A 13,945-nucleotide genomic window follows, 5' to 3' on the forward strand; every position below is an offset into this window, starting at 1 on the left:
GCGCTGGAGCAGGCGATCGCGCGGGACGATCGGGCCACGATCAAGACGATCCTGAAGGATGCGGTTCCGGAATTCGGGTCGACCGCGGCCTGACCATGCAGTCTCAAGGCAAGATCGTCGTCGCGAGCCAGCACTATCCGCCTGATCCGAGCACGACGGCGGCGATCATGGCAGAGATCGCTTGCCGCGTCGCCGTCGACCACGAGGTCATCGTGCTGTCGGGCTCGCCCGGTGAATTGCCGGCCTCGCAAACCGGCCCGGGCAAGCCGCGCGTAATTGCCATCAAGAACCGGATGGCGGGAAAAGCCGCGCTGGTGCGACGTGGATTGTCCGAGCTGCTGTTTGCGGCGCGCACATTCTTCGCGCTGATCCGGGAGCTTAAGTCAGGTGACGTCGTGGTCACCGTCACCGCGCCGTTCATGCTGCCTTACGCGGTCGCGGCAGCGGCAAGATGCAAGGGCGCGCGCTCGGCGCTGATCATGCACGACCTCTTCCCCGATGTTCTCGTGATGGCGGAAATCCTGAAGCCCGGCTCGTTGGTGACGCGGACGATGCGCGCGGCCAACAGCCTGATGTTCCGCGCGCTCAATGCCGTCATCACCATCGGCCGCGATGCGGAGCGGCCGCTCTTGAGCTATTCCGGCATGACGCGGAACAAGATCCGCTTCATCCCGAACTGGGCGACGCTCGTACCCGCGGCGCGTCCCCTGGCGCCGGACAATCCGTTCCGCAAGGCGCTTTCCGCGCGATTCATTGTCGGCCTGTCGGGCAATCTCGGCTTCACCCATGATCCGGAGATCGTGTTCGAGGCGGCACGTCTTTTGAAGGACGAGCCGGACATCCACTTCCTGCTGTCCGGCTGGGGCATCGGCTTCGAGCGACTGAAGCAGTTGCAGGCCGAAGCGAACTTGCCCAATGTGTCCTTCGTGGCGCGGGTCGCGGATGCCGAGCTCGAGGCGTTCCTGGCGGCTGCCAATCTCTGGATCATTCCGTACCGGAAGGACGTGGCGGGGGTGTCGGTGCCGAGCCGGTTCTACAATCTGCTGGCGGTCGGCCGTCCCGTGGCGCTGGTCTCGGAGCCGGAGGCCGAGGCCGCGTTGACGGTGGTGGAGAACGGGCTCGGCTGGGTCGTGACGCCGGGCCGCGCCGATCAGCTCGCCGACGCAATCCGCGCGGCATCCCGTTGCGACGCCGCCGCCATGGCCGAACGCGCGGTGAAGGCGGCGGCGAGATTCGACCGGACGACCGCGATGAACGCCTATGCCGGGCTGATCGACGAATTGTTGCGCAACCCCGATCTGGCGGAGCAACGATGAGCGAGCGAAAACCGGTCGTGCTGGTGACAGGGGCGAGCGGCTTCGTCGGCCGCCATGTCGCGCCCGAGCTGACGCGCGCGGGATGGTCGGTCCGCCGCGCGGTGCGCAGCCCGGAGGGTGTCGACGACGAGGCCGTGATCGAATCGATCGGCCCCGATACCGATTGGCAGGCGGCGCTCGAAGGCGTCGACGCCGTGGTCCATCTCGCCGCGCGCGTGCATCACAAGCACGAGGAGCACGCGGTCCAGCTCTACCGCAACGTCAACATCGCCGGCACGCTGCACCTGGCGCGCTCCGCGGCGACGGCGGGCGTGCGCCAGTTCATCTTCGTCAGCACCGTTCTCGTGCACGGCCGCAGCAATGAAGGCCGCGCGCCGTTCAGCGAGGAGGACATCCTCACGCCGCGCGGCCTCTACGGCATGTCCAAGGCCGCCGCTGAGGCGGGCCTGAGGACGCTGGCGCGCGACAGCGACATGAAGATCTCGGTGATCAGGCCGCCGCTGGTCTATGGCGCCGGCGCCAAGGGCAATTTCGCGGTGCTGACGCGCGCGGTGAATCTGGGACTGCCGCTGCCCTTTGGCGCGATCCGCAATCAGCGCGCGTTCCTGGCGGTGCAGAATCTGTCGTCGTTCATCCTGCGCCGGCTGGCTCACCCCGATCCTACGAGCAATTTCGAGATCTTCCTGGTCGCCGACAGGGAACAGGTCTCGACGCCCGAATTCATCGAGCGGCTGGCAAAGGCTGCCGGCAAGAACTCGCGGCTGTTCGGCATGCCGCCGGACCTGCTCTCAACGCTGCTCAGCGTGATGGGCCGGCAGGATACCCATGACAGCCTGATCGGCTCGCTCGAGCTCAACCTCGCCAAGGCGATCGCGACCGGCTGGCAGCCGCAGGTCTCCCTCGACGAGGGCCTGCGGCTCGCGCTGTCGGCTCAGGACGCCTGAGGGCGGGAGAAGCGGCGCAGCACGAATCCGATCGCGATCGCGCCCGCGACGAGCGAGAGCCATGTGACCGAGGTCGAGCTTGCGTGAACGGTGACGACGGCAAGCACAGCCAGCAATAGATTGAGCGCGAACACATCGCCGATCACGCGGCGGACCGTGAAGCCGTTGTCGGTGGCGCGCTGGTAGAAGTGCGAGCGGTGCGCCGACCAGAATTGTTCGCGCCGCGCGATGCGCCGAAACAGCGTGACGGTGGAATCCACGAGATAATAGGCCGGCAGCAGCAGCGCCGCGGCGGGCTGCCCTTGCCAGGCGAGCTCCAGCAGGCACCAGCCGAGCAAAAGTCCGATCGGCAGGCTGCCGACATCGCCCAGGAACACTTTTGCGACCGGACGGTTGAACGGCGCAAAGCCGAGCATGGCGCCGCACAGCGCCGTGGCGATCAGCGCGGCCGGCCATGAGAGGTCCCCGAGCCATCCGAGCAGCAGCAGCGCTGCGGTCACCGGCACCACTTCTGCCACCGTCATCAGGTCGAGCCCGTCCATGAAATTGACGAGGTTCACGAACCAGACACCGGCGAGCAGGATGAGGCCGCGCTCCAGCGCAAGCGGCAGCGCCGGCACGATGCGCGCGGTCTCGGGCGCGGTGAACACGACCGCGCCGACGCAGGCTGCTTGCAGCACCAGCCGCACCAGCACCGGAAGCGACACGATATCGTCGGCGAACCCGACCAGCGCGATCACGATCGTCGCAATGACGAGCGCGGAGGGGATCGGAACGTTCGCCCAGACCGCCCACGCGGACGTGACGACAAGCGTCGCGGCGATCACCGCGATGCCCGCGCCTTGCGGCGTCGGAATGCGATGCGAGGACCGCGCATTCGGCCGCGCCAGCGCGTAGCGCTGGAGCAGGGGACGGCTGGCCCAGGTGATGAAGGCCGATATCAGCGCGGCAATCGCGACGGCAAGCAGCGAAGGCACGGCGGCAACGGCATCAGCGGCCGGGCTCACTCCGGCACCCCGAGCTGCGCCGACCCCTGCGCGGCCTTTTCCGCGCTCAGGATCCAGACCAGGCCGCCGATCGCGCCGACGATGAAGAGCACGGCGCCGAACAGCAGCGAGACGTTGACGCCTTCGTTGGCGGAAAGCCCGGCGAAACCGAAGGCCAGCCCCATCGTCGCCTCTCGCACGCCCCAGCCGGCGATCGAGATCGGCATCAGGGTGATCAGCATGATCGGCGGAATGAGGAGGAATGTCTGGCCGAAGCTGACCGGTGCGGCGATCGACTGCACCACGCACCACGCAATGACGACGGCGAGCACGTGAACGAGAAGCGACAGAATTGCGACGATCGGTCCGCGCTTGGCGTTGAAGATCACGCGGTTGGCAATCACGGCGCAGGCGTGGATGTGATGGGTGGCCCACCAGGTCTTCAGCCACGACCATTTCAGCGCGCCGAAGATCAGGAAACCGACGCCGCCTGCGAGCGCCGCGAAGTCGACGAGCAGCAGCGCCGAGCGTCCGTGCGGATCGGTGATGAGCTCGTAGCTCCAGGGCAGGCTCGCGACGACGACGATCGCCAGCGCGACGAGGCCGATCGCGCGGTCGACGAAGATCGAGTAGGTGGCCGCGCGCCATCCGGCGCCGGCGCGCGCGACCAGCCACAGCCGGACCGCATCGCCGCCGATCGCGGAGGGCAGCGTCTGGTTGAAGAACGCGCCGATCACGTTGTAGCGCATGGCGCGGCCGAGCTCGAGCGGCGCGCCGCATTCGGCGCTGATCTCGCGCCAGCGGACCACGCCGACGAAGATTTGCAGGAACGTGACCGCGATCGCCATGGCGATCCAGAGCAGACTGGTCGCGGTCAGGCGCGAAAACAGTTCGGACAGATCGACCTTGCGTAGCGCCAGGTAGAGCAGCGCTCCGGAAATCAGGATTTTGGCCGTCGACAGCAGGATTCGGCGCATCTCGCCCGCATGAACAGGGTTTGCGAAGATTTGAGGCAACCCGACGCGAGGCGTCGAATTCGGCCGCTTTGGTATGGTCTTGGCGCCGATCTTGCAATAGCGCTTATCTGGAGCGGTGATGAATAGCGGCGGGGCTATTGCGACGGCCTCGATACCGCGGCTAAAGAGGCGCCGCGGGGCCGGCTTGGGGATCGCGTGGCAACAGATCGCTTGGGAACAGGATGACGGATCAGGCGATTTTGGTCACGGGAGCCGCCGGGTTCATCGGCTTTCACGTCGCCCGGCAGCTTCTGGCTGAGGGCCGGCCGGTGGTCGGGCTCGACAATCTCAACAGCTATTACGATCCGGCGCTGAAACAGGCGCGCCTGGCGCTGCTTCGGAACGATTCCCGCTTCACCTTCGTCGAGGCCGATCTTGCCGACCGCGAGACCATCGCGGCGCTGTTTGCGCGACATCGATTTGACAAAGTCGTGCATCTCGCGGCGCAGGCGGGCGTGCGCTACTCGATCGACCATCCGCACACTTACGGCGATTCCAACCTCCAGGGCTTTCTCAACGTGCTGGAGGGCTGCCGCAACAACTCTTGTCGTCATCTCGTCTACGCCTCGTCATCCTCCGTTTATGGCGCCAACACTAAACTGCCATTTGCCGTCCAGGACCGGACCGACCATCCCGTGAGCTTCTATGCCGCGACCAAGAAGGCGAACGAATTGATGGCGCAATCCTACAGCCATCTCTACCGGCTGCCGGTCACGGGCCTGCGCTTCTTCACCATCTACGGCCCGTGGGGCCGGCCCGATATGGCCCTGTTTCTGTTCGTGAACGCCATCATGGCGGAGCGTCCGATCCGGCTCTTTAACCATGGCAAAATGCGTCGCGACTTCACCTATATTGACGACGTCACCCGTGTAGTATCCAAGCTCATCGATCGGGTGCCCGCGGATGACCCGGCTGCCGCAAATGCGCCGTCTAAGGTCTACAATGTCGGCAACCACCATCCGGAAGAGCTGATGCATGTCGTCGGGCTTCTGGAGCAGGAGCTGGGTCGGACGGCAATCAAAGAATTGCTGCCGATGCAGCCGGGAGACGTCTTGGAAACGTTCGCGGATGTCGAGGATCTGACGCGCGACACCGGCTTTGCACCGTCAACGCCGATCGCGCTCGGGGTCCGTAATTTTGTCACCTGGTATCGGGACTACTTCAAGGTTTGAAATGACGATGGACAAACGCATTATCCCCCTGATCATGTGCGGCGGTGCCGGAACGCGGCTGTGGCCGGCTTCGCGCGAGGTGCGCCCAAAGCAGTTCCTGCCGCTGTTCGGCACGCGCTCGACCTTCCAGGACACGCTGCTGCGCGTGTCCGATGCCTCGCTGTTTGATCGTCCGATCGTCATCACCAATGCGTCCTATCGCTTCATGGTGCTGGAGCAGCTCGCCGAGATCGGCATCGAGGCCGACGTGATCCTCGAGCCGATGCGGCGCGATTCCGGCCCCGCGATCGCAGCGGGCGCGGTGTTCGCGCAGAACCGTGCCAGTGACGCGATCGTGCTCGCGCTCGCCGCCGACCACGTGGTGCAGGACAACGCAGCGTTTGTCGCGGCGTGCCGCGAGGGCCTCACCGCCGCGAGCGCCGGGCGCATCGTTACCTTCGGCGTCAAGCCGGAACGGCCGGCGACCGAATACGGCTATATCAGCCCGGGCGAGGTGATCTCCGGTGAGGTGCACGCCGTCGCGCGCTTCGTCGAAAAGCCTGATGCCGTGAAGGCGGCCGACTACGTCAGTTCGGGCTATCTCTGGAACAGCGGCAACTTCATGTTCCCGGCCACTGTGCTGCTCGACGAATACCGCAGGGTCGACGCGGCGAGCGTCGAGGCGGTGTCCAATGCAGTGAGCAATGCCGGCCGCGATCTCGGCTTCGTGACGCTGGAGCCCGAGGCGTTTGGCGCGGCGAAGGCGATCTCGATCGACTATGCGGTGATGGAGAAGACCTCGCGCGCAGCGGTCGTGCCGGTGTCCTGCGGCTGGTCCGACGTCGGCTCCTGGCGTGCCGTGTGGGAATTGTCCGACAAGGACACGCAAGGCAACTCGGCACATGGCACCGCCGTATTCGAGGATTCGCGCAACTGCAACGTCACGAGCGATCATGCGTTGGTCGCGCTTGAAGGCGTCGACGATCTCGTCGTGGTCGCCACCGCGGATGCGGTGCTGGTCTCGCGCCAGAAGGATGCCAACGGCCTGAAGCGCCTGGTGACGAAGCTGAAGGCGGTCGCACCGAAGGTCACCGAGGAGCATCTCAAGGTGCACCGGCCCTGGGGCAGCTACCAGTCCGTCGACAATGGCGAGCGCCATCAGGTCAAGCGCATTGTCGTCAAGCCGGGCGGGCGCCTGTCGCTGCAGAAGCACCATCATCGTGCCGAGCACTGGATCGTCGTCCGCGGTGCCGCCCGGGTGACCGTCAACGAAACCGTCAAGACGGTGCACGAGAACGAGTCCATCTACATCCCGATGGGCGCGGTGCACCGGATGGAGAACCCCGGTAAAATCATGCTGGAACTCATCGAGGTCCAGACCGGCAGCTATCTCGGGGAAGACGACATCATCCGGATTGAAGACGACTATCAAAGGTCGTAACCAGCAAGCTCCGAATCACGCGACCCGGGCCGACAAGGCGGCCTGTTTTTCGCCTTAAGGCCCGGGGAACGTGTAACTTTTTGAATCAAATCGTGTCCGGACCGTCAGGTCGGCATTCGCCACAAATGTGGCGCCCGTGCTAGAAGCGGCCCGGGGATTTGCGTTGAATCGGGGTTTACTCAGATGAGTTCCAAAGGGTTTGCACCGGCAAAGGCCGGCTTGCGCGTTGGCGTCATTGGCGCGGGCGTGATGGGCAGCAACCATGCGCGCGTGCTCGCGGGTCTTCCGGGCGTCAGCCTCGTCGGTGTGGTCGATCCGTCGCCAGCGCACCTGACCCGCACCACCGAGCTTGCCAGCTGCCAGGGTTTCGAGACGCTCGACCAGCTCCTCGCCGAAGGCGTCGACGCCGTCACCATCGCCGCGCCGACCCATCTGCATCACGAGGTCGCGCTCGCCTGCATCGCAAGGAACGTCCATGTGCTGGTGGAGAAGCCGATCGCCTCCACGGTCGCGGAAGGCCGCGAGATCGTCGCCGCCGCGCAAAAGGCCGGCGTCACGCTGATGATCGGCCATGTCGAGCGCTTCAATCCGGCGGTCGCCGCCGTCAAGCAGGCGATCGCGGGCGAAGACATTCTCTCCATCGCGATCACCCGTGTCGGCCCGTTCCCGCCGCGCATGTCCAATGTCGGCGTCGTCATCGACCTCGCCGTGCATGACATCGATTTGATCCGCTGGTTCACCGAATCCGACATCGTCGAGGTGCAGCCGCAATTGTCGAGCGCGGTCGCCGAGCGCGAGGACATCGCGCTCTTGCAGTTCCGCACCGCCAACGGCGTGCTCGCGCACATCAACACCAACTGGTTGACGCCGTTCAAGGCGCGGAGCGTCACGGTCGCGACCCGCGACAAATACGTGATGGGCGATCTGTTGACGCGCCAGGTCACCGAGTGCTTCGGCTTCAAGCCTGATGGCAGCTATTCGATGCGGCATCTGCCGGTCGGCCACGACGAGCCGCTCCGTGCCGAGCTGGTCGCGTTCCTGAAGGCCGTGCGCAACGGCGAGACGCCGGCGGTCACCGGCGACGAGGGCGTCGCCAGCCTCGAGATCGCCACGCAGTGCCTCGAAACGCCGTCGCGGCCCGCCGCCTCGTCGGCTGCCCGCAAGGGCCCGCGCCGCGTCGCCGGCTGATTCCCTTTCCATGTCGACCACTCAAGAAGGCGCCATGAACCAGCACCTGCGTTCCGAACCCATTCCCTTCATCGACGTCGCCTCGCAGCGGCGCCGGCTCGGCGCCTCGCTCGATGCCGCCGTCAAGCGCGTCCTCGACCATTGCCAGTTCGTCAATGGCCCTGAAGTCGCCGAGCTCGAGAAGCAGCTTGCGGCCTATAGCGGCGCCAAGCACGTGATCGGTTGCGCCAGCGGCACCGATGCGATCCTGATGGTCATGATGGCGAAGAATGTCGGCCCCGGCGATGCCGTGCTGTGTCCGTCCTTCACCTTCATCGCAACCGCGTCGCCGGTGGCGCGGACCGGCGCGACGCCTGTTTACGTCGACGTCGATGAAGCCACCTTCAACATGAGCCCGGAGTCGCTGAAGCGCGGCATCGCGACCGCCCGCAAGGCCGGCCTGAAGCCGGTTGCAGTGATCCCGGTCGATTTGTTCGGGCAGCCCGCCGATCACGACGCCATCGCCGAGATCGCCAGGGCCGAAGGCCTGTTCGTGCTCGATGACGCCGCCCAGGGTTTTGGTGCGAGCTACAAGGGCCGCAAGCTCGGCACCTTCGGGCTCGCCACCGCGACCAGCTTCTTCCCGGCAAAACCGCTCGGCTGCTTCGGCGACGGCGGTGCGATCTTCACTGATGACGATGAGCTTGCCGCGACACTGCGCAGCATCCGCGTGCACGGGCAGGGCGTCGACAAATACGACAACGTCCGCCTCGGCCTGACCGGCCGGCTCGACACCATGCAGGCCGCGATCCTGATCGAGAAGCTGAAGATCTTTGACGACGAGATCGCCGCCCGCAACAGGGTCGCGGAGCGCTACGCCCGAGGCCTGTCCAATGTGGTAACCGTGCCGCGTCTGGCACCGGGCAACACCTCGGTCTGGGCGCAGTACACCATCCGTCTCCCTGAGGGCACCGACCGCGACGGCTTTGCCGCCGCGCTGAAAGCCCAGGGCGTGCCGACCGCGATCTATTACGGCAAGTCGATGCACCAGCAGACCGCCTACAAGCAGTATCCGGTCGCCGACGGCGGCCTGCCGGGCTGCGAGAGCCTGTCGCAGGACGTCATCAGCCTGCCGATGCATGCCTACCTGACCGAAGCCGACCAGGAACGTATCATCGCCGCCGTGCGCGGCGCGATCGCGGGCTGATTTCGCCGTTTTGCCGCGCTGGTCGTCATGCCCGGGCTTGTCCCGGGCATCCACGTTCCTTGTGTGCGTGGCAAGGCGTGGATGGCCGGGACAAGCCCGGCCATAACGCTGTGGAGACTGTCGGCGCTCCTGGCGCGCGCCTTATGTGCGATTGCCCTCCCCCGGGAGGGGGCACACCTCTGCCGCGGCTTGCACCTAGACCTAATCGCGCCATGCTCTAAAACAGACGCATGCTCGGACGCATCTTCACGGTCGGTGGTTACACGCTGCTCTCGCGGCTGACGGGATTTGCCCGCGACATCATGCTCGCGGCGATCCTGGGCGCCGGCCCCGTGGCCGACGCCTTTTTCGTGGCGCTGCGGCTGCCCAATCATTTCCGCGCGATCTTCGCCGAGGGCGCCTTCAACGCCGCCTGGGTGCCGGCCTATGCCCACGTCCATGGCGAGCGCGGGGAGGGGGCGGCAAAACTGTTCGCCGACCGCATCTTCACGCTGCTGCTGGCCTCGCAGGTTGTGCTGCTGATCGTCGCGTGGCTGTTCATGCCGCAGGCCATGAGCATTCTGGCGCCCGGCTTCAGTGAGGACGCCGAGCAGCGCAAGCTCGCGATCGAGCTGACCCGGATTACCTTTCCCTATCTGCTGCTGATCACGCTGGTGACGCTCTATGGCGGCATGCTCAACGTGATGCAGCGCTTTGCCAGCGCCGCGGCCGCGTCGATCTTCCTCAACATCTCCATGATGATGACGCTGGCGGTTGCCGCCTGGTTTCCCAGTGCGGGCCACGCCGCGGCCTGGGGCGTCCTGATCTCCGGCTTCCTGCAATATTTCCTGCTCGCGGGCGATCTCGCGCGCCATGGCGGCCTGCCGCGCTTTGCGCCGCTGCGGCTCGACGAGGACGTCCGGGGCTTCTTCAAGGCACTGGGACCGGCGACGCTGGGCTCGATGGGCACACAGGTCGCGCTATTCGCCGACACCATCATCGCGACCTTCCTGCCCGCAGGCGCGCTGTCCGCGCTGTATTATGCCGACCGCCTCAACCAGCTGCCGATCGGCGTGATCGGCATCGCGATCGGCACGGTTCTGCTACCGGAGATGTCGCGGCGGATCACCGCCAACGATCATGACGGCGCGATGAAGGCGCAGCGCCGCGCCTTCGATTTCACGCTGCTGTTCTCGGTGCCGTTCGTGGCGGCCTTCATCACCGTGCCCGACGCGATCATGCGTGCGCTGTTCGCCCGCGGCGCGTTTTCGAAGGCCGATGCCGCCGCCGCCGGTGCCACGCTCGCGGCCTATGCCATCGGCCTGATCCCCTTCGTGCTGATCCGCAGCGCGGTCGCGACCTTCTATGCGCGCAAGGACACGGCGACGCCGGTGCGCGCCTCACTGACCGGCATCGCGGTCAACGTTGCTCTGAAGGTCGCCCTGATGGGATCGCTCGCCCAGATCGGCCTCGCGCTGGCGACCGCCGTCGGTGTCTGGACCAATCTGCTGCTGGTGCTGTTCTTCGCGGTGCGGCGCGGTTTTCTCGTGCTGGATCGCGCATGGCTGACGTCGCTCGCCAAATTCCTGCTGACCGGACTGATCCTCGCCGCCACGTTCTGGTTGATCGCGCGGTTCAGCGGTTCCTATCTGTCCTCGATGCGCTTCCACGATGAACTGACGTTGGTCCTGCTGGCCGTAGGAGGCACGATCATCTACGCGCTCGCGATCCTCGCGCTGTTCGGCCGCAACTGGCTGGTCTCGCTCGTGCGCGGCTAGGCCTGTATCAATCCGGCGGGCCAAAGGCTGCTGCAGCAGGCGAGACATGCCGGAAGCAGCCATCACGTATACGGCTCTCCTCTGGTTCCCGGTACATGCTAACGTTAAACCTCGACTGAGTTCGAAGGGTGCAGTGCCACCAACGGTTATGCGATGACCAGACGGGCGAAAAAGACAGCCTCGTCGCCGAAAAGGCGCAGTGGTGCTGCCCCTGCGTCTCCAAGTTTGCAGGGTCGTGCGCAGGACATTGCTCTGATTGATCATCTGATCGAGCGGATCGACCAGGGGGGATCCACGCTTGTGATCAGCGGCGAGCCGGGCATCGGAAAATCTGCGCTTCTCGATGTGGCCAGGCACAGAGCCAGTAAACACGGCTTCTCCTTCCTGAGCATGACCGGCGTCCTGGCCGAAGTCCATTTGCCGTTTGCAGCACTTGAACAGGCCCTGCGTCCGCTGATGAAGGGGGCAGAGCGCCTTGTCCCTCGCCAGCGATCGGCCTTGCTGGCTGCATTTGGCATGCAGGATGACACGGGGGCGCATATTTTCCTGGTTGCACTCGCGACGCTGTCTCTGCTGAGCGAAAGGGCGACGCGCGAGCCTCTGCTGCTTGTTGCCGACGATGCCCAATGGCTGGATCAGGCTACCTATGGGGTGCTGGCCTTCATCTCGCGCAGATTGAGTTCGGACCCGATCGTTCTGGTGGTGGCCATGCGCGATGACTTCAAGGGTTCGCTTGGCGACGCCTCGACCCAGAGGCTGCGACTTTCAGGGCTTGACGCGGCCGATGCCGAGCATCTGCTCGATGCCAATGCGCCGGGCCTTCCTGCGGAGCTGCGCAGCCGCTTCCTTAAAGAAGCCTCGGGCAATCCCCTGGCCCTTGTGGAGCTGCCTCGCGGAGAACGAGCCGCTGGAGATACGCCGTGGCTTCCGCTGACCGACCGGCTCGAGCGCGCCTTCTCCAATCGCTTATCCGACCTCCCGCCCATCGGGCGATTGCTGCTGTTCGTGACGGCAGAAAACGACGGGACATCGCTCCACGAAATCCTTTCCACCGCCGAAGCCGTGTTGGGCGAGCGCGTGGGGATCGATGCGATGGCGCCCGCGGTCGCCGCCAAGCTGATCGAGATCAACGGAACGGAGGTGCGGTTTCGGCATCCGCTGGTTCGCTCCGCCATGCACCAGGCCGCCGACCCGGCGACCCGCCAAAGGATCCACGCCGCGCTTGCTGCCGTGCTTCACGATCAGCTCGACCGCCAATTATGGCATCGTGCCGCAGCAACGATCGGACCTGACGACGAGCTCGCCGGCGAATACGACCTGATGGCGGCGCGCGCGTTGCGGCGCGGCGCCGTGGCGATGGCGATCGAGGTTCTGGAAAGCGCGGCACGGCTGAGCAGCACGGCGAAAGCGAGAGGCGATCGGCTGTTGCGGGCAGCCGAGCTCGCCGCCGACCTTGGACAGCCGGAGCTCATGGAGCGCCTGCTGCGGCAGGCCGACATCGACGAGACGAACCAGTTGGCGCTGGTCCGGATCGCCTGGTGCCGTGAGATCAGCCAGCCTCCGGCGGCCAACCATCCCGCGAAGATTCTCGCCTTGATCGGGTTCGCCGCGAAAGCCCACGCCGCCGGCGCGATCGATCTCGCTGGCAATCTTCTTTGGCGCGCCGCGCAACGCTGCTGGTGGAGCAGCGCAAGCGATGAATTTTGCAAAAAAGTTTACGACGCGGCAACGCAGCTGGAATTGCCCGACACGGACCCCCGCCTGATCGCGATCTCCGCTTACGTCGAACCGCTGCGGCGCGGAGCTGATGTGTACCTCAAGCTGCAGGGGCTTGCGGGAACGGCGCCCAGCGATCCCACCATTGCGAGAATCCTCGGCAGCACCGCCAATGTCATCGGGACCTTCGACGTCGGCGTGAACTTTCTCGCCGAGTCCAGTGCCGTGCTGCGCATGCAGGGACGGCTCAGCGATCTCGCCCGGGTGCTTTTCGCCCAAGGGTGGGCGGAAATGGAAGTCGGTGACTGGCGGGGCGCCATGAGGGAGGCCGAGGAATCCGCCCGGCTTGCCGAAGAGACCGGCGGGCTTCCGTGGATTGCCGCAGCCACGATCCTGAAAGCCAGGCTCGCAGGAATGCAAGGCAATCTGGAGCAATCCGAAGCGTATGCGGCGCAGGCGGAAGCCCTGGCCCTGTCCATCGGCGCGAGTTTCCTGCTGGCCATGTTGCAGATCGCACGAGGCGTATCCGCAATCGGCGCGGGCCGGCATTGGGAGGCCTTTGAGCATCTGCGACGCCTGTTCACGCCGGCCGATCCCGCTTTCAATTTCGGCCTTCAGTTCTTTGGCCTCGCGGATTTCGTGGAGGCCGCCGTGTCGTCCGGCAATGCGGACGAGGCGAGCCGCGTGCTTGATGAGATCGAGCGCGCCTCGGCTCCGACGCCGGTGCCGTGGGTCGGGACGATGCTGCAATATGGCAAGGCGTTCCTCGCTGCGCCGGAAGACGCCGAGCCGTTCTTCCTGCAAGGTCTTGGACTGCAAGGTCCTGGGCCGGCCGCGAAGAAATGGCCGTTCCTGCGAGCCCGTTTTCTCCTGGCCTATGGCGGATGGCTGCGCCGCCAGCGCAGATCCGCCAATGCGAGGGCTCCGTTGCGCGAGGCACGCGACATGTTCGATGCGCTCGGCGCTTCGCCCTGGAGCGATCGGGCCCGCGAGGAACTGCGCGCGTCCGGCGAAACCAGCCGCCGGCGAACCGAACAGGTGTGGGACACGCTGACCCCGCAGGAGCTTCACATCGCGCAACTCGCCGCCGAAGGTCTCTCGAACAAGGAGATCGGCGCCAGACTGTATCTGTCCCACAGAACTGTCGGGTACCACCTGCACCGGATCTTTTCGAAGGCCGGAATCACCTCGCGGTCCGGGCTACGCCCCGTTCTCGCAAGCATCAGCCGCCCCGCGGACTGATC

The 13,945-nt window shown here is 65.6% G+C and carries 10 protein-coding genes; 8 read left to right on the top strand and 2 right to left on the bottom strand.

Annotated features, from left to right (window positions below):
• Window positions 1-95: 95 nt before the first annotated feature.
• Both AC0L3X_RS37870 and AC0L3X_RS37875 read left to right on the top strand, forming a co-directional pair.
• Window positions 96-1,316, top strand: a complete 1,221-nt coding sequence (locus AC0L3X_RS37870) for a glycosyltransferase family 4 protein (protein WP_473317246.1) — start codon at window positions 96-98, stop codon at window positions 1,314-1,316.
• On the top strand, window positions 1,313-2,260 hold the full coding sequence (locus AC0L3X_RS37875; RefSeq protein WP_473317247.1) for an NAD-dependent epimerase/dehydratase family protein: 948 nt from the start codon (window positions 1,313-1,315) through the stop codon (window positions 2,258-2,260). The genes AC0L3X_RS37870 and AC0L3X_RS37875 overlap by 4 nt, the downstream gene beginning before the upstream one ends.
• On the opposite strand, the gene AC0L3X_RS37880 is transcribed toward AC0L3X_RS37875, so the two are convergent.
• Both AC0L3X_RS37880 and AC0L3X_RS37885 read right to left on the bottom strand, forming a co-directional pair.
• Window positions 2,248-3,267: an MraY family glycosyltransferase gene (locus tag AC0L3X_RS37880; RefSeq protein WP_473317248.1), complete on the bottom strand. Its 1,020-nt coding sequence runs from the start codon at window positions 3,265-3,267 to the stop codon at window positions 2,248-2,250. The genes AC0L3X_RS37875 and AC0L3X_RS37880 overlap by 13 nt on opposite strands.
• A complete protein-coding gene (locus tag AC0L3X_RS37885; protein WP_473317249.1) occupies window positions 3,264-4,223 on the bottom strand; it encodes a lysylphosphatidylglycerol synthase transmembrane domain-containing protein in 960 nt (319 codons plus the stop codon). The genes AC0L3X_RS37880 and AC0L3X_RS37885 overlap by 4 nt, the downstream gene beginning before the upstream one ends.
• Window positions 4,224-4,444: 221 nt before the next feature.
• On the opposite strand from AC0L3X_RS37885, the gene AC0L3X_RS37890 reads away from it, so the two are divergent.
• The 6 genes from AC0L3X_RS37890 (at window position 4,445) to AC0L3X_RS37915 (ending at window position 13,943) form a co-directional block, all read left to right on the top strand.
• Complete coding sequence (locus AC0L3X_RS37890; RefSeq protein ID WP_473317250.1) at window positions 4,445-5,434, top strand: SDR family NAD(P)-dependent oxidoreductase; 990 nt, start codon at window positions 4,445-4,447, stop codon at window positions 5,432-5,434.
• A gap of 7 nt (window positions 5,435-5,441) precedes the next feature.
• Window positions 5,442-6,854, top strand: a complete 1,413-nt coding sequence (locus AC0L3X_RS37895; protein WP_473317251.1) for a mannose-1-phosphate guanylyltransferase/mannose-6-phosphate isomerase — start codon at window positions 5,442-5,444, stop codon at window positions 6,852-6,854.
• A gap of 183 nt (window positions 6,855-7,037) precedes the next feature.
• Window positions 7,038-8,042, top strand: a complete 1,005-nt coding sequence (locus AC0L3X_RS37900; RefSeq protein ID WP_473317252.1) for a Gfo/Idh/MocA family protein — start codon at window positions 7,038-7,040, stop codon at window positions 8,040-8,042.
• A gap of 34 nt (window positions 8,043-8,076) precedes the next feature.
• Window positions 8,077-9,228, top strand: coding sequence for a DegT/DnrJ/EryC1/StrS family aminotransferase (locus AC0L3X_RS37905; protein WP_473317253.1), 1,152 nt, complete (start codon window positions 8,077-8,079; stop codon window positions 9,226-9,228).
• A 230-nt stretch (window positions 9,229-9,458) separates the two neighbouring features.
• Window positions 9,459-10,985: a murein biosynthesis integral membrane protein MurJ gene (gene murJ, locus AC0L3X_RS37910; protein ID WP_473317254.1), complete on the top strand. Its 1,527-nt coding sequence runs from the start codon at window positions 9,459-9,461 to the stop codon at window positions 10,983-10,985.
• A 225-nt stretch (window positions 10,986-11,210) separates the two neighbouring features.
• Entirely contained in the window at window positions 11,211-13,943 is a 2,733-nt protein-coding gene (locus AC0L3X_RS37915) for a helix-turn-helix transcriptional regulator (RefSeq protein WP_473317256.1), read from the top strand.
• Window positions 13,944-13,945: the final 2 nt, after the last annotated feature.

It is taken from the genome of Bradyrhizobium sp. MI1.7 (assembly GCF_055811795.1).